The following is a 21385-nucleotide window of genomic DNA, read 5'->3' on the forward strand; positions in this document are numbered from 1 at the left end:
ATTTCTGGGTGGAACGGCAACTAGTGGGACTGAAGAAAGAGGGTGACGGCGTGCGCCGTCGTGTCGCGCACGCGTTCGGCAGCGTGTTGCTGCAGGTCGTCGAGGGTCGCCGGTCCGCCGGCGATCGAGAAGGCAGCGGTGACCCCGGATGCTGCGGTGTCGGCCGCAGGCAGCGCCACCCGTCCCGCGATGACGACGACCGGGCATCCTGCCGGGGCCAGACGAGCGACAGCCACGGCTACCTTGCCACCGAGTGATTGGGAGTCGAAGCTGCCTTCCCCGGTGAGAACGAGGTCGGCGTTGGCGATTTTGTCGGCGAGACCGACGGCATCCGCTACCAGGGTTGAGCCGGGCACCAGCTCGGCACAAAGCAACGGCACCAGAGTGGCCGGTATACCGCCGGCCGCTCCCGCACCGGGCCGGTCGGTCATGTCCTCGCCGGATTCGTCCAGAACGATGGCGGCGAGATGGGCCAGACCGGCGTCGAGCTCGGCAATGTCACTCGGCGAAGCACCCTTTTGCGGGCCGAACACCGCGGCGGCGCCGGTCGGGCCGCAGAGTGGATTATTCACGTCGACGGCGACACGCCAGCGCACAGCGCGGGCGTGCGGATGCAGTCCGGCGAGGTCGATCGACTCTATCTGCGCCAGGCCGGCCCCGCCGGGAGCGACGATTTCGCCGGCCGCATCGAGGAAGCGTACGCCGAGCGCGGCGAGCAGGCCGGTCCCACCGTCGGTGCTGGCCGAGCCGCCGATGCAGAGCAGAATCTCCTCGACATTTTGGTCGAGCAATTCCCGGGCGAGCAGACCGACGCCGAAGGTGTCGGCGCGCTGGGGTTGGGGCGCAGCATCCGCTACCAGCGGCAAACCATTGGACTCGGCCGCCTCGATCAGCCCGACCCGGCCATTAGTTGACCGCGCATAGTGGGCCAGTCGGCTGCGGCCAAGCGCATCGACGGTGGGCATGGTGCGGGGTTCGACGCCCCAGACAGCGGCGATGGCATCGAGGGTCCCCTCGCCGCCGTCCGCCATCGGACAGAGGGTGATCTGGGCCTGCGGCAGACCGAGAGCGATGGCGGCGTCGCAGGCCCCTTCGGCCATGGCTGCGGCGGCGGCGGCTGCACTGAGGCTTCCCTTGAACGAATCCGGTGCGATGACTATTGTGAGCGGCTTCAATGCCGGGCGACCGTTCATTAGTTCAGGCTAGGTCACAATCGCACACATATTCAGGTGGAATGAACCCACATTTTTCGCTGGGTTTTGAGACAATTACTGTGCACCGTGCACATAGTGGGCGTCATCGGCCGCCAGTGCAACCCGCATCGAGACGGCGGAACTGAAATGCCGCATGTTGAGGGTCGTGAGCACTTCGATGCGGTCGAGTCGCTGCACGACGGTATTGCGGTGCACGCCGAGCGCTCGCGCAGCGCCGACGATCGACAGTTCGTTGCCGAGAAACACCCGGGCGGTTTCGCGCAGGGTGTCACTGAGCAGGGCGAGTACCGACGCGGCGAGGTCGTCGATCATGGCGTCGGGCAGGCCGGCGATCGCAAGTTCGAGCCCCAGTGAGTCGAGCCGAATCTCGGGGCCGGCCCACGTGGTGAGTGGGACGAGCAGTCCGGGCCGGGCCAGCAGCGTGCCGAGGCGCTCCGCGTCACCGGTGAGTTGCGGCATCGTCGCGCCGACCCGCCCGGTCAGAAACCACAGGGGCTCTACGCGGGACTGTTGCAGGCGTTGCCGGAGCAGTGACAAACCGATCGCCGTCGACGATCCGCTCAGCACCCAGACGGCGCCGTTGATATCGGCGGCTACCACCCCGGAGAGCTCGCGCAGCTGGCGCAGCAGCGACACCGACGAGTTCGCGCCGGGCGCCGTGTTGAAAACTCCGGTCAGGTTCCACGGCGGCTGCAGGGGCACGTCGATGCCCCGCAATCCCGATATCAGGCGGCTTTCGGTGAGCTTGCCCAGCGACAAAGTTGAGAGGATGTCCCGGGTCGCCGATTCTCGCCACGACGCGTTGTCGCGCAGTCGTTCCTGGGTGAGCAGCATGTGAACGGTCAGCACGAGCACCTGCGCGACCGGTAGAACCTCGGCGGGGGTTCCGGTGACCCCCACGACCGCGACGACGTGGCCGTCGAGGATCAGCGGAATATTCACGCCCGGCCGGGTGCCTTGGTGTTCATCACCGGGGGCAATGTGTACCGCTTCGCCGCGGAACGCCGCGTCCCGGGCTCCATCGTGCCGGGTACCGATGCGGGCGGCGTCCACCGAGCCAATGATCATGCCGGTCGCATCCATGATGTTCACGTTGTGCACCAGGCTCGGCGCAAGTTGTTCGACCAGACGCTGGGCGAGCTCCCTGGTGATCTGCGCTGTGCTGGGTGAGCTTTCGGTCGGTGCACTGCCGTTCGGTATTACTTCGATCATCTGGCCATCGTAGATCGCGGGCGTCAGCTGGGCCGCGGGCAATCGCCCATGGCGCATGTCGGTGGGGTGACATACACTTTTACCTAGAAGAAATATTCGATAGCCATTGGTTTCAACTAGATTTTGTTCGAACTCATTGCAGGAGTTTTTTTAACCATCGCTCATCAGGTTTTTACCATTATCACCCGTCACGAGCCTAGGGAGCCCACCTTGCCCCAAATCATTGACGCACCGGTCGACGTTGAGTTGTCCCCCGACGGCGACCCGCGCGCATTCATCTGGAATCGGTTTGAACACACCGTCATCGGACAACCGCAGGCGGTGTTCAAACGCACCCGGTGGTGGGAAAACGAAGGAACCCCCACCCGCATCGACACCGAGCTGTGGCGGCTCGATGCCAGTCGCGGCGGCGAAGAACAGCACCGCTACGACCTGCGTCGCGGCATTGACGGGTCCTGGACTTTAGCATTGGACTGGGGATGAGCAACGCACTGGCGACGAGCTTCGCGCACCTACACGTTGCGAGCGCCTACTCGACCCATTACGGGGTAACGCTTCCCGAAGCCCTGGCCGAGCAGGCGGCCGCGCAGGGCGCGAATTTTCTAGCCGTCACTGACCGTGACGGACTCTACGGAGCCGTCAAACACGTGCGAGCCTGCGAGATCGTGGGTATCCGCCCCGGGCTCGGCGCCGAACTCGCCGTGCACGACGAGGAGTATCGCCCGCTCGGCCGAGTGGTCGTGCTCGCCCACGGTCACACCAACGGTCGCGGGTACGCCGCGCTCTGCCGGGCGGTCAGCTCCGCCCACGACGGTGGTGCCGGTCAACGCTCCGCGCTCACGCCTGGCAGCACCGGACCGAGCATTTCGCGCGCCCGCCTGGCCGATCTGGCCGGCCTCGCCTCGCTCACCGTGCTGCTCGGCCCCGACTCCGACGTTGGCCTCGCGATCGCAAGGCGCGACAATTCAGATGCTGCGGCGCGGCTCGCCCACTGGCAACGAGCCCTGCCCGCCCAGGCCCTCGTACTCGAAATCGTCTGTCACCTGGCCGAAAGCGGCACCGTCGGCAGCGTAACTCCGGCCACGCGCATGCTCGCCCTCGCCGAGAACGCGGGGCTGCCCGCAGTGCTCAGCAATGCCGTGCGGTACGGTACGCCCGCCGAGGCGGTCACCGCCGATCTCGCCGATGCCGCACGCTTTCTGCTGCCGCTTGCCGAACTCGAAACCCCCCAAACCAACGGCCAGGCCTGGCTCAAACCGGCCGGAGCGATGCGCCAGGTGGCCCGCATGGTCGTTGATGCCGGTCTGCACGATGACGGGGCGCTCGAACGGCTACTGCGTGACACCGAGCAGCTCGCTGACCGGTGCAGCCTCGACCCGGTTCTCGATATCGGGCTGGGGCGCCCGCGCATGCCGGAGGCGCGCGTCATTGGCGTCACCGGCGACCCGGTCACCGAACTGTGGCGGCGCGCCCGAAGCGGCATCGCCGACCTGTACTCCGCGAGCGGCTCGCGCGCGGTCGAAGCGGCCCACGCCCAGCTCGCCCACGAGATGAAAACGGTCGAACACTTAGGTTTTGCCAGCTACTTTCTCACCGTGTCCCGGGTGGCCGACATTATTCGCGGGATGGGCATCCGCATTCAGGCGCGCGGCTCGGGGGTCGGCTCGGTGCTCAACTACGCGCTGCGCACCTCTTCGGTCGAACCCATCGGCAACGGGCTGCTCTGGGAGCGTTTTCTCTCCCCCGAACGCCAGACGCTGCCCGACATCGACATCGACGTCGAGTCAGCCAGGCGCCACGACATCTACCGCGAGGTCTTTCGTGCCTTCGGCAGCGACCGGGTCTCGCTCATGTCGATGACCAACGCCTACCGCGGCCGTGGCGCCGTGCGCGACGCCGGTCTCGCCCTCGGCCTGCCCGACGCCCAGATCAACGTGATCGCCAAGCAGATGTGGCGATTCAACGCCCGCGACTTTCGCCGCGCCCTCGAAGAGAAGCCCGAACTCGAGGCCCTCGCCGCCGAGGTGCGCGAGTCGCAACAGCTCGACCTGCTCGTCGACCTCACCGCCAAGCTCGACCGACTCCCCCGACATATTTCGGTGCACCCCTGCGGAGTGATCCTCTCCGACGCGAGCCTGCTCGACCGCACCCCGGTGCAGGCGAGCGGCATGGGCCTGCCGATGTCGCAGTACGACAAACACGACATGGACCCGATGGGGCTGATCAAGCTCGACATTCTTGGTGTGCGCATGCAGTCGGCGATGGCGCACGCCGTTGAAGAGCACCATCGGCTCACCGGCGAGAGCATCGACCTCGACCGGGTCCCACTCGACGATGCGAAAACGTTCGAGCTGATTCGCTCGACCCGCACCCTCGGCATCTTTCAGATCGAGTCCCCCGGCCAGATGGAGCTGGTCGGCAAGCTGCAACCGGAGGTGTTCAACGACCTCACGGTCGAGATCTCGCTGTTTCGACCCGGCCCGATGAAGAACAATATGCCGCTCAAATATCTGCAGGCCCGGCATGGCGAGGTCTCCCCCGACTACATTCATCCCCGGTTCGAGCCGATTCTGCGCGAGACCAACGGCGTTGTCATCTTTCACGAACAGGTCATGCGGCTGTTCGACGAACTCACCGGCTGCGGCCTGGGCAAAGCGGATGTCTTTCGCCGCCACCTCGGTAAGCCCGAGCAACTCCCCGAGATCGAAATGTACGTGCGTGAACGCGCGCTTGCGCGCGGGTTCAGCGTTGCCGTCATCGACCAGGTCTGGACGGTGCTAGCCGGGTTTGGCAGCTTCGGCTTCGCCAAAGCGCACGGTGCAGCCTTCGCCCTACCTACGTACCAGTCCGCCTGGCTGAAAACCCATCACCCGGCCGCTTTCCTGGCCGGGCTTCTTACCCACGATCCTGGCATGTGGCCCAAAGACCTCATCGTCGCCGAGGCCAGGGTGCTCGGGGTGCCCGTACTCCCCCTCGACGTGCAGTCCAGTGCGCTGGACTACCGGGTGGAGGATCTCGCCGACGGGAGCCAGGGCATCCGTCTGGCGCTGCCGGAACTGGTCGGCAGCACGGACGCGGAGCGGGAGCGCATTGCCCGGCACCAGCCGTTTGGCTCACTGCAAGACTTTCGTGACCGGGTGCACCCCAGGCGGCGCACCTTCGAAGCACTTGCCCGGGTGGGCGCCCTCGACACCTTCATCGGCTACGACCGCACCCGGCGGCACGAACTGCTCGCGCATATCCAGTCGCTGCGCGGCACCGCCGTGGTCATTCGCGCCGACCAGCTCGCGTTTGAGGTGGAACTACCGGTACCGCAATACTCCGGCGACCGCGCCGGTGCCATCACCTCACTCGAACTGCGCGGCCGCACCCAGACCGATCTGGAGCTGCAGGACCTGAACCTGGCCGTCGGGTCACACCAGATGAAACGCTTTCACGCCCTATTCAAGGAGTTGGGGGTGACCCCGGCGAGTGAGCTCGGCAATCTGCCCGGCGGCACCGAGGTGCTGCTCGCCGGAGTTCGGCGAGCCACGAACACACCGCCGATGCGCGGCGGCCGCCGCGTGGTGTTCATCAGCCTCGACGATGGCACCGGCCCGGTCGCGAATGTCGTGTTCTTTCACGACGCGCAGGAGCGGGTCGGCGGGCAAGTGTTCCAGACCAATTACATGCTCGTGCGCGGTCGCACACGGCGCTCCGGTGCGCGCGGCGTCTCGGTGACCGGGGAGAATCTGTGGAACCTGTTCGACGTGGCCCGCCAGGTGAAGGAACGGCACGCCGTCGAGCACGCTGCCGCGGCGGAAGCAGCCAGCGCCGCCGCCTACGCGGCTGAACTCGCCGCGCATCCGGCGCAGCTTTCATCTCACGCCGGTGGCACCCTGCACCATCTCAATGCGGTGCAGAGTGCGTAGCCGTTTTCGTCCGGCTACTGCCCCGGCGGGGCGGGGGCCGCATCGGGCGGTGCCGGCGGAGCCACCGGCGGAGCGACCGGCGGAGCGACCGGCGGGGCCACGACCACGGGGGGTGGAATGTACTTGGGGGCGAGCTCGTCGAAGGCATCTCCGCCGTACTTGGCATTAACGACTGACATTACGACGGGCCACATGCGATGTCGGGCCGTCGCGATCTGGTCCCGTCCAAAGAACTGCCGCCGCTGGCTGAGCGCTCCGGTCAGACTCACCACGGCGACCACCGTGGCTACCTTGGTGCTGGCGCCGCTCATCCAGGTGTCTTTGGCGCTATCCGTTGTTCCAGTCTTGCCGATCATCGGTACCGCAGGCACCGTGCTGGCGTTGGACTGCCGCCCGGTGCCGCTCGTCATCACCCGACGCATCGCGTAGGCCATACCGGCCGCGACCGTCGAATCGACCGACTGCGTGCAGGTCGACGGCGGCACCGGAATCTCCACCCCACCCGGACCGACGATGCGATCAATAGCAATCGGCGAGCAGGTGACGCCCTTGTTGGCGATGCCGGCGAAGGCGACGGCCATGGTCAGCGGCGCAACCTCGTTGGTTCCGATCACGGATGCTCCAGACTGCGAGAGCGGGTTGCCGTCAGCCCGGTGCACCCCAAACGCCTCAGCCGTCTTGCGAATTCCGCAGAGGTCCAGCCGCTTGGCCATTCCGATGAAACCAGTATTGATCGAGCCAACGGTGGCCTGCAGCGCGCTGTAATTGGCCCCGGATTCGTTTGCATCGTTGCGCGGGTTAAAGCCCTCCTTGTTGTAGTTCTGCGGTCCGAGGCAGCTGTCCTGAAAAGTACCCCAGTTCGCTTTGCGCCTCGAGTCAACGCGCTCGTTGAGGGAATGGCCTTCCTTGAGCCACTCCGCGAGGGTGAAGACCTTATAGGTCGACCCGGGTTGAAACCCGCTCGACCCGCCCTCGGCGAAGTCGGTGGCGTAGTTGATGCCGGTGTAGTTGGCTCCAGTCGCCTGCACTGCGGGGTCCTGGCTGTAGTCCTTGTTCTGGGTCATGGCAAGCACCCGGCCGGTGCCGACCTGCACGCTCGTGATCACCGCGCCCACGTCCCCGCCGGCGTAGACCTTGGGCACCTGCTGATTCATGGTGGTCACGGCCGCGTTCTGCACATCGAGGTCAAGGGTCGTATAGACGTCGTAACCACCGCGCCGAAAGTTGAGCATCCGAGTGGCAGCATCCGTGCCAAAGATGGGAGCGTTCTGCAGAATTTTGGTCACATAGTCGCAGAAGTACGCGTTGGCCGCGGCGGTCTGGCAGCCCGTGCTCGGTTCGGTGATAATGGGCTCGACCGGTAACGCGACGGCGGCGTCGAACTCGGAGTTCGTGATCTTCTGGTACCGCAGCATCTCGCGCAGAATATAGTCGCGGCGTTGTTTGTTGGCCGCGTAACCGTTTGCGGTCCCATTGGTTTCGCTCGCAGGCTTGTCGAGCTGAAACTTCACCGGGTTGTTCACAATCGCGACCAGGCTCGCCGCCTGCGTCAGGGTGAGGTTTGCCGCGGTGGTGTTGAAATAGTAATTGGCTGCGGCCTCGATGCCGTAGACAGTGCCGCCGAAGCCGGTGATATTAAAATATTGCTGCAATATGTCGTGCTTGCCGTACTTCTTCTCGACCCCGATGGCGAGCCGCATTTCCTTGAGTTTGCGATCTGGCGTGGTCTCGGTCGCCGCGTGGTAGCACGCATCGTGCGCCCGCTTGTCGGTGATCAGCTCGCACTTCTGCACGAGCACATTCTTCACATACTGCTGCGTGATCGATGACCCACCCTGCGTGTTTCCGCCGACCACCGTTGTGGCCGTGGCCCGCAGCGTGCCCTGCAGATCCACCCCGCCATGCTCATAGAATCGGGGGTCTTCTCCCGACACCGCGGCATCCTTCGCAAACTGGCCGATCGCATCCCAACTCACCTCGATGCGGTTCTGATCGTAGAACGAGGCGAGCAGTTCGACCGTTCCGTCACTGCGGGTGGCGAAGATGTCACTCTTCTGCGACAGGGGCTCGATGTTGACGTAACCCGGCAGATTCTCGAACACCGAGATCGTGTTGGTCGCAGCTATGCCCGAGAGCGCCACGACCGGGGTCACCGACACGGCGACCAAGACGCCGGCCGCCGCGCTCATGGCGACGAACCCGAGCAGGCCGCCGAGAACGCCATGAAGAGAACGCCGCCATGACTGGGCCGCGCCGGCCGGAACCTCGGTTACTTGCACCACGTTTACCCCCAACTGAGCCGATAAGTGCGAAAGCCCACACCTGCACATCAATTCATGATTATTGGTCATATTAGTCAGGTGTCAGTGCGAATGTGACCGGCTGCCGGATTTGAGAATGTATCGGCTTGATACCGGTTTTTCAAGTAGTATCCGGTGAAAGTGCCGGAGGTGGGAAATGCGACCGTTCGGCATTGAGGAGGAATTCATCTTTTGAAGCCGGCAACTCTGCAGCCGGCAAACGTCAGCGACGAAGTGCATGCCGAGCTCCTCGGCCGCTCTTTGGTGTCGCGATTCATTAGCCACGAGTTTCTCGCTTCGCAGATCGAACCATCGACGCCGATCTCTGATCGCTTTGAACAGGCATCCGCTGATCCGCTCGCTTTTCGGTCGAGGCTGGGCCCGAGGTGACCAATGTTAAGCGTTTCGGGGTTGGTACCCGATTACCTCATCAACGGACTGCATGTGCACGTCGGTATTCCCAGCCGGGAGGCCAGGGTACAGGCGCTCAACCGGGTGCGGGTTTGGCTGCCGACGCAGCTCGCGCGCGCCGTGAATTGACCGTTCTGGCACGGAGCAGATACCGGATTCTCCAGCTGGCGCAGCATGCACATGCATCGGTGGTCGACGATTGTGCACGCTGCTGTTCGCGAATGCCGTCGAGTACGACCGTCGAATTCGCCGGCTAGTCGGCGTTGGCGGGACCAACGACGAGGTCGGCAACCTCGAACAAGTTCTGAAGTTACTGGACCGGATGCAGCGGCTCGCACCGGAGCCGAGCGTCAGCGCGCCGCCATGCGATCCGGCGGGCAGCCCGCGCTGCTCTCGCACGCATTGACTGCACACGACTGAGCCGCAGATTTTGAGTGAGGGGTGCAGTTTGCTCGCGGGCACGTTGCAGTGATTCTTACCGTTCTCGCGGCTTCAATACCAGCCTGTGGAAAGTCTCGGCAGGATTGTAGCAATCCGTCTATCCTGACCCCATGCGCATCCCGTCGCGTCACCGTCCGCTGCACAACGTAGTGCTCGGCGCCCTTTTACTGTCACTTTTACTAAGCGGATGCATGGCCACCCCCGCCCCGCCCGTCACGGTGTCCCCGGTGCCGGTGGCGACGGCTGTCCCCACAAAGACCCCTCCGGTGTTCGCGTCGAACGAGGAGGCACTGGCTGCCGCGACGGCGTTCTATGTGTCATATCAGGGGATGTCGAACACGATTTCACGCGAGGGCGGCATGGATCCGCAACGAATCACCTCCTTCGTGACGGCTGACATGCTGCCAGGTGAAATTGCGTCCTTCGAGCGGTTGTCGGAAAAGGAAGTACATCTCGTCGGTGATCTTGCTTTCGACTCCATGACAATCCAGTCAGCCAATCTCCAGAAAGGCTCCGTAGTTGTGTACATGTGTCTCGATGTTTCCGCGACGGATGTCGTCGACTCGGAAGGCGTGTCAGTAGTTCCGCCCGATCGCGTTTCACGCCATCCTCTTCAAGTCGCTCTGACCGAGGACTCCACGACGAATCGTCTTCTACTGGAAAGGTCGGAACTATGGACCGGCACAAACTTCTGTTGACGATCACAGGATTGTCGATTTGCATTGCACTAATCTCTCCCACATCCGCTTCGGCTATGAGCCACGGGTCAGGGAGGCATGACGAAACCACGGCGGGTAACGTCGATGACCCGCCATCCGATGAAGAACCAGCCCAGGGCATCGTAAACGGCGCCGGCGTCGACCTCTCAGCCGGATATGGTGGCACCTCCGCCGGCGGATCGGGCGGGGATCGTGGTTCGGGCGGCCGGGCTGGGACCGGGCAAGCACTGACCGAGATCTGCGCCCACCCCGTTGGCCGGCTGACCTCGGAGCAGGAGTGGACGCTTTGTGGCTCCGGCGACTTTCCGGTGATCTCACGCCACCCCGAGTGGCCACCCACCATCGCCGCCCCCACAACGCCCTGCCCGAATTGTTCGCCAAGCACCATCGTGCGCGTCTCCGACCTGGAGAACTTCCCTGCGCCAGCGGCCCCCTCCGGCATGGAACCCAACGGCTGGGCGGTCGTTGGACTGGCCGCGAATTTCTGGGCCGGAGCATCCGCTCAAGTTGGCGAGGGACTACTGCTTGGCCAGCCCGCGCAGGTGATGTTCACCCCGATCGGCTACCGCTGGAACTATGGCGACGGCACGGCTGGATCGAGCGTAACCGGCGGGGCCAGCTGGGAAGACCTCGGCGTCGCGGAGTTCGCCAGCACCGCCACGAGCCACGTCTACACAACGAAGGGTACTTATTCGGTGGTGTTGACAGTCGAGTACCGAGCCGACTACAGCTTCGGCGACCAGGGCTGGCGCCCCGTCGAGGGTATCGTCACCGTGCCGTCAGCCCCGTTCGCCGTCGTGGCAGCGAACGAATCGACGGTGCTCGTCGCCGAAGACTGCAACGTGAACCCCCATGGCCCCGGCTGTTGACTTAGCCGAGTCGCAACGCACGTCTCCATCTACGTTGCAGCCGCGATTATGACCGCCTCGTTGTCATCAGCGTCGAAATCAACGCCGTTGATCGCCAAGAGTCATTCTGAAGGCGCGGCTTCTTTGGCCCCTTCAGATACCGAAGTCGACTTCACCGCGTCAGCCAGTGGGCCAGCGGCGGTCGCAGTCGAAAGCGTCGATGCGCCACTGGGTGAAACGGACGCGCCCGTGGGCGCGGCGTTCCGCAGGGCGGCTCCGGCAGTGCCGCCGAGCAACCCGCCCAGCAGGTCTTTGATGCCGATTCCCATGGTGGAGCCGAGTACGGCATCGACCTCGCTGAAGCCCGACGCGACGTTCTTGGAGAGTTGGCTGGCGCCATCCGTTGAGATGACGGTGAGCTGGTCGATATTACCCATGGGAGCGGCGAGCTCGTGCGCGATCTGCGGAAGCATCTCGATCAGCCGTAGCTGGATGAGCGCCTCAGATTGCTGGGCGACGGCCTCGGCCGAGAGACGGGTGGCGGTCGCTTCGGCTGTACCACGGGCGAGAATGGCGTCGGCGTCGGCCTGACCCTCAGCGCGAGTGGCGTCGGCGTTGGCGACACGGCTGTCACGGTCGGCGGTGGCCTTGGCGACGGAGGCCTCGGCTGCGGCAATCGCGGTCACGCGGATTCGGTATGCGTCGGCGTCGGCGATCGCGTTGACCTCGGACTCCAGCTCGGCCTTGCGCAGGCTCGCACGGCGCTGGGCGGTGAGTTCTTGCTCCTGCACAATGGCCTGCTGCGCCTTTGCCTCGGCGAGGGGCCGCGACGCGGCGGCCTCGGCGGAGGCTTTGTCTGTGTCGAGCTGCAGCGCGGCCTTGCGCAGGGCGAGTGTGTTCTGCGCTTCGGCGATGGCCTGCTCGGCGGTGATCAGGGCTTCCTGCGATTCGCGGTTCGCGACGTGCTCGGCAACCTCGGCCTGGCGACGCACCTTGGCCTGCTCGGCACGACCGATGTCGCGAATATAGTCGTTTTCGTCGGTGATGCCCTTGATCTCGAACGAGTCAACGTCAAGGCCCTGATTGGCGAGCGACTCACGTGCGGTGGCGAGCACCGAGCTGCCGAGCTCATCGCGTTTCTGGATGACGGTCATGACGTCGGTCGCGCCGATCGAGGAACGCAGCGAACCGCTCAACACCTCTTGCGCGAAGCCATCGATGTTCTTGTCCTGGCCCAGAAAGCGCTGGGCCGCGGCGCGAATCGCGGCGGGGTCGTCGCCGACCTTGACGATGGCGACGGCTTCAACCGAAAGCGTGATGCCGTTGCGGTCCTGCGCAACGGCAGTGATTTCGATCGCCCGGCTGCGCAGGCTGATCTTGAACGCCTTCTGGAAGAAGGGAGTGATGAAGACGCCCTGTCCGTGCACGACGCGCTGACCGGATTCCTCGAGTGTGGCACCATCGACGATCGTCTTACGGCTCTTCTTGCCGGTGATGATGAGGGCCTCGTCGGGCCCGGCGTTCTTATAGATGGTCTTGGCGTAAACCAGGGCAATGAGCAGAACCACAATGATCATGAAAATGATCACCGGGATCGGGCTAAACAGAAAATCGAGCATGGAGTCCTTCCGAGGCGCATAGCGTGTACGTCGTTTGGGCGATCCGGTCTGTCTCCCGTGGCGCCGAGCCGTGCCTTCAGTCTGGCAGGACACGGCACCGGATGCGAAAGATGTCGCCATTGAGAGCGGGTGGTGGCAGCCTGCGATCGGTGCCGTCGCGTCAGGGTGCTCGGGAGTTGCGCCGCTGCGTGGGCGGCGCAACTCCCGCGCACGGGCGCACCTCCCGCGCAGCGGGGCGTTACGGAGGGCTACCCGTCGATGAAGTCTGCGGCAGCGCGCAGGAACGCGGCGGCGGGGGCGGGGCGGGGGCGCGCACCGCGGCATCCGTTTCGCGTGAGCTAGCACTGCCATCACTCCTGCAGGGCCAGCGGATCCCGCGGTCGAGTCGATCCCGCCCGCACCGATCTCAGGCCCTCGGCCGGCGGCCGCGTCGAGCAGTGCCGAAATTGAGACCGGGATCGCTGCGCATCGAAAAGAAAGCGGGTGAATGCCCCGTTGTACCGGCCGCCGAAGTTTGCCCGCTGGTGCTGTGGCAGGTATCGAGAATCACATCGAGCAGTACGCCCTTGGCCAGTCGGGCGAACAAATCGTGCAGCTCGTCGTCGATGATTAGGGAGCTCGCGTTTCAGACGGCACCGTTCTGCTGAAGGTCATAGGTGGCAAAGGCCTCGTCGACCTGGTCGGCCGCATCCCCGCTCGTGTCGGGCAATTGGGTGCCATGACTCGACATCGTAAACACGATGTGGTTGAGGTGTTCCCCCGGCGTAGCCGCACGGTCGAGCGCCTCGGTCATCGCGCCGAGCAGGGCGCTAACATCGGCGGTATCGTTCACGCAGCCATTCAGCCAGCGATTCACGGGCAGGTTTTCAAACCGGTTGATGCCCACACAAAGTGCGAATTGACTCATGGCCGTCCTATCTCCAGAGCTCGTGCCGGTTGAGAGTAACCCCGTCGGCGTTACCGGTGAGTTACTCAGTCAAAACAGACTCCGGCGGCACAGACTCCGGCGGCGAATCACGAGGCGGGTTGCGCAGGCCGAAGGGCTGGGATCCTCGCGTGCTGGGGTACTGGCAGTTGTGCTTCAACGGCGCACCGGTCGAGGTCGGTGCCCGGCAACAGCGCCTCCTCGCAGCCCTCGCCGTGCTGCACACCCAGCCGCGACCGGTGCTGGCCGCACGGCTCTGAGCCGACAGGCCCCAGCGCCAGTCGGAAGGCAACTTGCGGGCGAGCGTGTTTCGTACCTCACATGAGCTGCCGCGTTTGCTGCGTACTACCGATCCCCTCCAGCTCGATCCGGCGGTGCGCATCGATCTGCGCCAGGTGCGGGAATTGACCACCGACATAACGCTGAACGGCGATCGATCAGTGCCGCCGGAATCGATCGACCTGTTAGAGGAGGCGAATCTCCTTCCGGGCTGGTACGAAGAGTGGGTCTTAGGCCAACAAGAGCGCCTACTCGATCAACGGGTGGGTCCCCTGGAAGCCCCGGCTCGTTCCTATCTCGTGGCCGGCAGTTTCAGCCGGGCCCTGGTGGCGGCACGGACAGCGGCGGTCGTGGATCCCCTGCGCGAAAGCGCCCAGAATCATCGACTCCCGGCTGCTGGCGCGGGTCCTGAAAACCAGCTCAGCTCACAGGGGGTTCACACTCGGACTCCACCTAAGATCGATCGGTGACTGAAACAGCCCTCCCCCGCCCCTTCCGTCCCCAGTCCAGCTGGGTACGCAGCGTCGGCATGATGATTTTCTTTAGCCGCTGGCTGCAGGCTCCCCTGTATATCGGCCTCATCATCGCGCAGATTATCTATGTGATCGTGTTCATGGTCGAGCTCATCAACCTCGGCGGCGACGTATGGACCTCACTGACCGTGCCCGGCGCCGACGGTGGCATCCACGTTGAAGAAGCCGCGATCATGCTCTCGGTGCTCGGCCTGATCGACGTCGTGATGATTGCGAACCTGCTGATCATGGTCATCATTGGCGGCTACGAGACGTTCGTCTCGCGCATCCGCTTAGACGGTCACCCTGACCAGCCGGAGTGGCTCAGCCACGTCAACGCGAACGTGCTCAAGGTCAAGCTCGCCATGGCCATCGTGGGAATCTCGTCAATTCACCTGCTGAAAACCTTCATCGAGGTTGGCGATCTGGCCGCGCGCGGCACGCCGGTCGGCTCGGACCCGACCGAGACTATTACCGGCAACGTCTACACCTGGGACGGCGTGCTCTGGCAGGTCATCATCCACATGGTGTTCATTCTCTCGGCGATCGCGCTGGCTTGGATCGACCGCATGTCGCAGGCCGGGCACGCAGCCCCGCCTGCACCCTCACTCGCGGCCGTGCACGGACCGGCCCTCGTTCCGGAGCCGGTGGCAGCCTTGAATGCCACACCCATCCGTCGCGAACTCGCGCCCGCGGCATCCACCGGTATCGCCCTGCACTTGACCCAATTGGGTCAGCTGCGTGACGCCGGCGTGGTGACGGATGCCGAATTCCTCGCCAAAAAGACGGAACTTCTCGCGCGTTACTAGTAGTGGCTAGAACGCCGTGAGGCCGCGGGTGCGAAACTGGTCGCGCACGCGCTCGAGCACTGCGGCATCGGGCGGGTGTACCCCGTGCAGCGGGTAGGGAATGGCGAGGCGGTTCCATTTGTCCTCGCCCATCTGGCGGAACGGCAGCACCTCGACCCGTGAGACGTTGGGCCAGCGAGCCACGATTTCGGCAACCGCGTCGACGTTATCCACCGCATCGGTTAGCCAGGGAACAAGCACGAACCGCACCCATACGTTCGTGCCACGGTCGCGCAGCCGGTCGCCGCGAACACACCGCGGTAGCGACGGATGCCCGCCAGCACGTCGTCGATCGGCGTCAGCGCGCCGGCCCGACGACCGTCGGGGGTGTTGCCGGTCTTCTAGCGTTTGAGCCCCGGAAACTGGTCGTCGCGCCACTCGTTCGACAGAGGGGTACCTGTAGCGGCCGCGTCGTCTTCACGCTCGCGCAGCTCAACTCGGCGAATCTTGCCCGAGATGGTTTTGGGCAGATCGAAGAACTCCACCCGCCGCACCCGCATGTAGGCCGGCAGCCCGGTGCGGGCGTGTCGCAGCACGGCTTCGGCGGTCTCCGCCGTCGGTTCCCAGCCCGGTGCGAGATGAATGTAGGCCTTGGGAATGTTCAGGCGGGTCGCATCGGGCGCGGGAACGACGGCGGCTTCGGCGACCGCGGGATGTTCGAGCAGTACGCTCTCCACTTCGAACGGCGACACCTTGTAGTCGCTCGACTTGAAGACATCGTCGGTGCGGCCGATGAAAGTGAGGTAACCGTTGGCATCCACCGTTGCGACGTCGCCGGTGTGGAAGAAACCGCCGCGAATGGCATGGGCGGTGAGGTCGGGTTGGCCGTGGTAGCCGGTCATGAGGTTGACCGGGCTCTGCGAGAGGTCGAGGCAGATTTCGCCCTCGTCGGCGGGCAGCTCGGTGATCGGGTCGAGCAGCTTGATCGAGACGCCGGGCAGGGGCAGGCCCATTGACCCGGCTTTCAAAACGGATCCGGGTCCGTTTCCGACGATGGCGGTGGTCTCGGTCTGACCGAATCCGTCGCGGATGGTCAGCTTCCAGCCGTTGTCGATCTGCCGGATGACCTCGGGATTGAGTGGTTCTCCAGCCGAGAGCAACTCGCGCAGGCTGGCCGGGCGGGCGCCGACATCCGCTTGAATAAGCATGCGCCAGACCGTCGGCGGTGCGCAGAACGTGCTGACCTCGGCGCGATGGAGCTGCGCGATCAGGGCGGCCGGGTCGAACTTGGAGTAGTTGTAAACGAACACGGTCGCCTCGGCGATCCACGGGGCGAAGAAGCAGCTCCAGGCGTGTTTGCCCCAGCCGGGCGAGCTGATTGCGAGGTGGACGTCGCCGGGACGCAGGCCCAGCCAGTACATGGTGGAGAGGTGGCCGACCGGGTAGGAGGTCTGCGAGTGCAGCACCATTTTCGGCTTGCTTGTCGTACCAGAGGTGAAGTAGATCAGTGAGGGATCGGCGGAGTCGACAACCGTCGTGATCGGTTCAGGGGTGACCCGATACGCGTCCGCAAAGTCGGCCCACCCGGGGCGGGGCGGGCCGACAGCGATGCGGGTGTAGTTGCCGGGAACGTCGTCGAATTTGGCCGCGTCTGCCGAGTTGGCGATTACGTGGGCGACGCCGCCGCGCCGCACCCGGTCGGTCAGATCGTGCGAGGCGAGCACGGCGCTCGTGGGCATGATGACGGCGCCGACCTTCATGATGGCGAGCATCGCCTCCCAGATCTCGCGCTGGTTGCCGAGCATGAGCATGACGTGATCGCCACGCCCGACGCCCTGGTGGCTGAGCCAGGTGGCGACCTGGTCGGATCGATGGGCCATCTCATCAAAGGTGAGCTTTTGCTCACTGCCGTCTTCTTCGACGATCCACAGCGCGATTTTGTCGTTGCCGCGAGCGAGCACGTCAAACCAGTCCGTGGCCCAGTTGAAGTGCTCTCCCACATCGGGCCAGCGAAACTCCTGTGCGGCACGCGCGTGATCGTCGCGCAGGGCCAGAAGCTGGTCGCGCGCGGCACGGTAGTTGTTAGTGCTCACCTGGTGAGTCATACGCCGTTGTCTCCTTGAACGAGTCGCCACGTGCGAAACGGCGACAATCTATTCTGTCAGGGCTTCGGGTCAGCCAGAGCGTGGCCGACAGGGAGCCGTGTGCTCGGCAAGTTGCAAGGCCTATCGTTAATGGATGACATTCTCTATTCGCTCTCTCGGTCGCGACGACCTGCCGCGCTTGCTCGCGCTCAACAATGCAGCCGTGCCCGCGGTCAATGAGCTGGATGCCGAAGCGTTGGCCGCGCTCGTCGAGCACAGCAATCTCGCAATTGCTGTCGTAGACGATGATGCGACCGATAGCGTCATCGGCTTCACCATTCTGTTCATCGCGGGGGCCGAATACGCGAGCGAGAACTACCACTGGTTCTCCAGCCGGTCCACCGATTTTCTCTACGTCGACCGCATCGTCGTGGCCGACGGGTATCGCGGGCAGGGCCTCGGCCAGGTGCTCTACGACGCCATTTTCGGCGCTGCCCGCCGCCTTAAGCTCACCGAGGTATTCTGCGAGGTCAACCTCGAACCGCCGAACCCGGGCTCGCTCGCCTTTCACGACCGCCTCGGGTTCACCGAGGTCGGCCAGCTCTCAACGAAAGAGGACACCGTCGTCGTGAGCCTGCTGGCGGTTTCCGTTTAGAGAAGACCACTGTCACTGACGGTGGCTAGTCGTTCGTCCTGGGCATCGCTCGCGGCAGGTCAAGTCGTTCGAGGACGGACTGCAGGGAGTCCCTGAATACACAGTAGGAAGTCCCTGAATCCATTCATGTGACCAGGCACCGATGGCCCGGGCTGGCGTCCGCCGAAACGGGGACAGACGGACTGCTCTGTATACATAAATCGGCGAGAAGTTCAAGGGGGTGCGGCAATAGGCGATTGCCCCCTATGTTCAATTTGACGCGAGTTATCGCTTGCGCAGAACCAAGCCAAGGGACAACCCTCGATGCGAATTACCTGCCCGTTTTGCAAGTCACAGGCCGACCTGAAACCGAACCCCGCGCAAGCCCTTCGCATCTCGCTCCCCCTCTACGTTCTCAAATGCACGGGTTGCGAACGCACCAGCATTCGCGTTGAGCCCGCGCGCCAGCCGCACGTCCTCGTCTCCGCATAGCTGCCTGAGGGCTGTGTATTCTCTCCGACGCGTGCCGCTGCCCCGTTAGCTCGGTTGGTCAGCAGCGCACGCAGGGCGAGTCGCGCATGATGCGCGGGTTGCGAACGTACCAGCATTCGCGTTGAACCCGCGCGCCACGCTCGTCGGCATGAGCCGCGCGATTCACCAGCGACGGCATGCCCGAACACACCGACTTAATCCGGGCGGGAAGGATACGCTGACGGCATGATCGATGGAGACAGCACCCCGAATGCAGATCCCACCGCTAATCCCGACCTCGCCCCGGCCCATCGGGGCACCCCGATGCCCGATTACGTCAACGCGTGGGTATCGACACAGCGGTGGTTCGGCAACAAAGGGCAGGTTCCGGCTCTTCGCAGCATTGGCCATTTCTCCCTAGACTCGATCGACCCGGACGTGACCATTCGCATCGACCTCATGTTGGATACCGCGAGCCTGAGGCTCACTCTCTACCAGCTGCCGACCACGGAGCGGGTATTTGAACTTGCTGGCTCACCCAATGCCCTGATCACCGTACGCAGACCCGGTTCCGACCGAGCACGCTTTATTTATGACGCCGCCTATGATCCGATCTTTGCCGCTGCAGTGCTCAGCTTCATGGAACTGCAGAGCGTGACGGGTTCGACTCACCCTCCGGCGACCGATCGAACCGGCGTCAGTGCGCACGGTGAGGACTTGAGGCCGGATATCGCCTCCCCTCGGGGGACTACGGTGGTCTCCAGTCGCGTCCTCAGCGGTGAGCAATCCAACACCTCGATTATCGTGCAGCGCACGGACGCAACCGGTGCGCCGACAATCCCGATCATCTGCAAGGTTTTTCGCATCATTCATGCCGGTGAGAATCCTGACGTAGTGGTGCAGGCAGCGCTGTCCAATGCTGGATCAGTGCGAATCCCGCTCCCGTTCGGTGACGTTCTTGGCCAGTGGGATGATCCCGCCGAACCTGACGGTCGGGCTGTCGGCCATCTCGTATTTGCTCAGGAATTTCTGCCCGATGCCCCAGATGCGTGGCGTACAGCCCTGGTCGCTGCAGCTTCCGGCAGCGACTTCACCGGTCCGGCTTTTCGACTGGGACAGGCCACCGCCGATGTGCACGCAGACCTCGCCCGTACTCTGCCGACACTGGAGGTGACCCCCGCGGTCATCGCCGGCGAAATGGCCACGATGCGGCAGCGTTGCCACCAGGCCCTGCACGAAATACCGATGCTGACCAAGCATGGCGATGCCATCGAGGCGGTCTTCGCTCGCGCGGAGGCAGCGACCTGGCCGCGATTGCAGCGCATTCACGGTGATTTCCACCTCGGCCAGGTGCTGGACGTGCGGGATCGTGGCTGGGTATTGCTGGACTTTGAGGGGGAACCCCTGCGCACCCTCCGGGAACGCACTCGGCCCGATATCGCGCTGCGCGATGTCGCCGGAATGCTGCGATCATTCTCCTATGTTGCGGGTGCTATGACGGCAGCGATGCCCGACTCGACCGGGATGGAGGCGCCGGGCGAACCAGTCGCCGACGAAACGACGGATGCCGGACCCACTATTTTCGAGTGGGCCTTGGCATGCCGCAATGCCTTCCTGAACGGTTATGCGGAACGCTCCGGCGTTAAACTGGCCGATCAAAAAGCCTTGCTCGATGCCTTCGAACTCGACAAGGCGCTCTATGAAGCCGTCTACGAGATTCGTAACCGCCCGACCTGGCTGCCGATCCCTCTCGCCGCCATCGAGCGGCTGGTCGGCGTGTCACACAAATCGCCGTTGTAGAAAATGCCGAGGCGGTGAACAGCGTTGTTACTTCGCGCGCTACTGAATTCGGTCTAACCCTGAGCGAGTCCGACGAACATCGAGTCGTGCAGTACCGACACGTGCTGCCTGATTATGGCCACAGCGGCCACCGGGTCGTGCTCGCGCAGGGCTACCACCAGGCGGGCATGCTCACGGTTCACGCCGTGCAGAGAGCCCACCGGGTAGGGCAGAAAATACCGATACAGCGCGTGCAGCGCGGTGGCGTACTGCGGCGGGGCGGTTTGGCGAGTTGCTGCGCATCGGCCTGATGACCTGGACTTCCACCTCCCGCGCAGCGGCGCAACTCCTGCGGATCGTGATGCTCGGGGGCCGGCTCAGGAGGCCGAACGGGACTGCTTCGGTTTCGACTTGGGTTTGGCTCGGTCACGGCTGGCCTCGACGCTGCGCCGTAGTGCTTCCATCAGGTCGAGCACCTCGCCGCCCTCGCCCTCCTCCGGTGTTTCACCGAAGGTCGCCTCGGTCGACACCGCATCGCCGCTCTTCAACTTGGCCTCGATCAGCGCCCGTAGCTCATCCTGATAATCGTCGTTGAAGGCATCCGGTGCGAAATCGGCCGCGAAAGACTCGACCAGCGCCGCTGACATGTCGAGCTCTTTCGCGCTGATGTTCACCCGGTCGTCGAGGGACGCAAATTTAGCCTCGCGCACCTCGTCATCCCACAGCAGCGATTGCAGCATCAGCACCTCGCCGTGCACGCGCAGCGCGCCGAGACGGGTCTTCTGCCGCAGCGCGAAGTGCACGATCGCGGTGCGGTCGGTGGCTTCGAGCGTGCGCCGAAGCAACACGTAGGCCTTCGATGACTTACCGTCGGGTTCAAGAAAATAGCTCCTGTCGAGCATGATCGGGTCGATCTGGTCACTCGGAACGAACTCGACCACGTCGATCTCCTTGCTGTGCTCGGCCGGCAGCGACGCGAAATCGTCAGCGGTGAGCACCACGGTCTGCTCGCCGTCGTCAAAAGCCTTGTTGATGTGGTCAAAGGGCACGACTTTGGCACAGATCTCACACCGCCGTTGATAGCGGATGCGCCCCCCGTCGGCATCGTGTACCTGGTGCAGTGCGACGTCGTGGTCTTCGGTGGCGCTGTACACCTTGACGGGCACGTTGACGAGCCCGAAGGTGATCGCACCGGTCCAGATGCTTCTCATACGACCAGTACACACCCGAACGAGACA

General features: G+C 64.1%; 19 protein-coding genes. 10 read left to right on the forward strand and 9 right to left on the reverse strand.

The window, feature by feature from the left end; genetic code table 11:
• Positions 1-20 precede the first annotated feature (20 nt).
• Together E3T51_RS16405 and E3T51_RS16410 are read right to left on the reverse strand one after the other, a co-directional pair.
• On the reverse strand, positions 21-1193 hold the full coding sequence (locus E3T51_RS16405; protein ID WP_134530788.1) for a glycerate kinase: 1173 nt from the start codon (positions 1191-1193) through the stop codon (positions 21-23).
• A gap of 75 nt (positions 1194-1268) precedes the next feature.
• On the reverse strand, positions 1269-2426 hold the full coding sequence (locus E3T51_RS16410; protein WP_166806522.1) for a CdaR family transcriptional regulator: 1158 nt from the start codon (positions 2424-2426) through the stop codon (positions 1269-1271).
• Between the two features lie 210 nt (positions 2427-2636).
• Here E3T51_RS16410 and E3T51_RS16415 point away from each other — a divergent pair, with 210 nt between their 5' ends.
• Positions 2637-2909, forward strand: a complete 273-nt coding sequence (locus E3T51_RS16415; protein ID WP_104191963.1) for a hypothetical protein — start codon at positions 2637-2639, stop codon at positions 2907-2909.
• Positions 2906-6337: a DNA polymerase III subunit alpha gene (dnaE, locus tag E3T51_RS16420; RefSeq protein WP_134530790.1), complete on the forward strand. Its 3432-nt coding sequence runs from the start codon at positions 2906-2908 to the stop codon at positions 6335-6337. Before E3T51_RS16415 ends, dnaE begins: the two co-directional genes overlap by 4 nt.
• 14 nt (positions 6338-6351) lie before the next feature.
• Here dnaE and E3T51_RS16425 read toward each other — a convergent pair whose 3' ends face one another.
• Positions 6352-8619: a transglycosylase domain-containing protein gene (locus E3T51_RS16425; RefSeq protein ID WP_166806523.1), complete on the reverse strand. Its 2268-nt coding sequence runs from the start codon at positions 8617-8619 to the stop codon at positions 6352-6354.
• Positions 8620-9030: 411 nt separating this feature from the next.
• Here E3T51_RS16425 and E3T51_RS16430 point away from each other — a divergent pair, with 411 nt between their 5' ends.
• The 3 genes from E3T51_RS16430 to E3T51_RS16440 all read left to right on the forward strand — a co-directional run bounded on the left by E3T51_RS16430 (position 9031) and on the right by E3T51_RS16440 (position 11077).
• Positions 9031-9177: a glutamate-cysteine ligase family protein gene (locus E3T51_RS16430; protein WP_134530792.1), complete on the forward strand. Its 147-nt coding sequence runs from the start codon at positions 9031-9033 to the stop codon at positions 9175-9177.
• Between the two features lie 422 nt (positions 9178-9599).
• Positions 9600-10187: a hypothetical protein gene (locus E3T51_RS16435; protein WP_134530793.1), complete on the forward strand. Its 588-nt coding sequence runs from the start codon at positions 9600-9602 to the stop codon at positions 10185-10187.
• Between the two features lie 56 nt (positions 10188-10243).
• On the forward strand, positions 10244-11077 hold the full coding sequence (locus E3T51_RS16440; RefSeq protein ID WP_134530794.1) for a PKD domain-containing protein: 834 nt from the start codon (positions 10244-10246) through the stop codon (positions 11075-11077).
• 101 nt (positions 11078-11178) lie between these two features.
• On the opposite strand, the gene E3T51_RS16445 is transcribed toward E3T51_RS16440, so the two are convergent.
• A complete protein-coding gene (locus E3T51_RS16445) occupies positions 11179-12675 on the reverse strand; it encodes a flotillin family protein (protein WP_166806524.1) in 1497 nt (498 codons plus the stop codon).
• Positions 12676-13162: 487 nt separating this feature from the next.
• On the opposite strand from E3T51_RS16445, the gene E3T51_RS17365 reads away from it, so the two are divergent.
• On the forward strand, positions 13163-13288 hold the full coding sequence (locus tag E3T51_RS17365) for a hypothetical protein (RefSeq protein WP_255453256.1): 126 nt from the start codon (positions 13163-13165) through the stop codon (positions 13286-13288).
• A gap of 12 nt (positions 13289-13300) precedes the next feature.
• On the opposite strand, the gene E3T51_RS16450 is transcribed toward E3T51_RS17365, so the two are convergent.
• Positions 13301-13582, reverse strand: a complete 282-nt coding sequence (locus E3T51_RS16450; RefSeq protein WP_134530796.1) for a caspase family protein — start codon at positions 13580-13582, stop codon at positions 13301-13303.
• Between the two features lie 56 nt (positions 13583-13638).
• Between E3T51_RS16450 and E3T51_RS16455 the strand changes: the two genes are divergently transcribed.
• Both E3T51_RS16455 and E3T51_RS16465 read left to right on the forward strand, forming a co-directional pair.
• Positions 13639-13860, forward strand: a complete 222-nt coding sequence (locus E3T51_RS16455) for a hypothetical protein (protein WP_134530797.1) — start codon at positions 13639-13641, stop codon at positions 13858-13860.
• A 485-nt stretch (positions 13861-14345) separates the two neighbouring features.
• Positions 14346-15200 carry a TIGR00645 family protein gene (locus E3T51_RS16465; RefSeq protein ID WP_241989393.1) on the forward strand — a complete coding sequence of 285 codons (855 nt, stop codon included), beginning with the start codon at positions 14346-14348 and terminating at the stop codon, positions 15198-15200.
• A 6-nt stretch (positions 15201-15206) separates the two neighbouring features.
• Here the strand turns inward: E3T51_RS16465 and E3T51_RS16470 are convergent, their stop codons facing one another.
• Positions 15207-15440: a hypothetical protein gene (locus E3T51_RS16470; protein WP_134530799.1), complete on the reverse strand. Its 234-nt coding sequence runs from the start codon at positions 15438-15440 to the stop codon at positions 15207-15209.
• Positions 15441-15580: 140 nt separating this feature from the next.
• Positions 15581-17284: an AMP-binding protein gene (locus E3T51_RS16475; RefSeq protein WP_134530800.1), complete on the reverse strand. Its 1704-nt coding sequence runs from the start codon at positions 17282-17284 to the stop codon at positions 15581-15583.
• A 133-nt stretch (positions 17285-17417) separates the two neighbouring features.
• Between E3T51_RS16475 and E3T51_RS16480 the strand changes: the two genes are divergently transcribed.
• Complete coding sequence (locus E3T51_RS16480) at positions 17418-17918, forward strand: GNAT family N-acetyltransferase (protein WP_134530801.1); 501 nt, start codon at positions 17418-17420, stop codon at positions 17916-17918.
• 696 nt (positions 17919-18614) lie between these two features.
• Positions 18615-20168 carry a maltokinase N-terminal cap-like domain-containing protein gene (locus E3T51_RS16485; RefSeq protein ID WP_134530802.1) on the forward strand — a complete coding sequence of 518 codons (1554 nt, stop codon included), beginning with the start codon at positions 18615-18617 and terminating at the stop codon, positions 20166-20168.
• Positions 20169-20221: 53 nt separating this feature from the next.
• On the opposite strand, the gene E3T51_RS16870 is transcribed toward E3T51_RS16485, so the two are convergent.
• Together E3T51_RS16870 and ku are read right to left on the reverse strand one after the other, a co-directional pair.
• Complete coding sequence (locus E3T51_RS16870; RefSeq protein WP_134530803.1) at positions 20222-20485, reverse strand: FCD domain-containing protein; 264 nt, start codon at positions 20483-20485, stop codon at positions 20222-20224.
• Between the two features lie 39 nt (positions 20486-20524).
• Positions 20525-21358 (reverse strand): non-homologous end joining protein Ku, encoded by an 834-nt coding sequence (gene ku / locus E3T51_RS16495; RefSeq protein ID WP_134530804.1) that lies wholly within the window; start codon positions 21356-21358, stop codon positions 20525-20527.
• Positions 21359-21385 lie beyond the last annotated feature (27 nt).

This window comes from Cryobacterium serini, from assembly GCF_004404025.1.
In the GTDB taxonomy this organism is placed as follows: domain Bacteria; phylum Actinomycetota; class Actinomycetes; order Actinomycetales; family Microbacteriaceae; genus Cryobacterium; species Cryobacterium serini.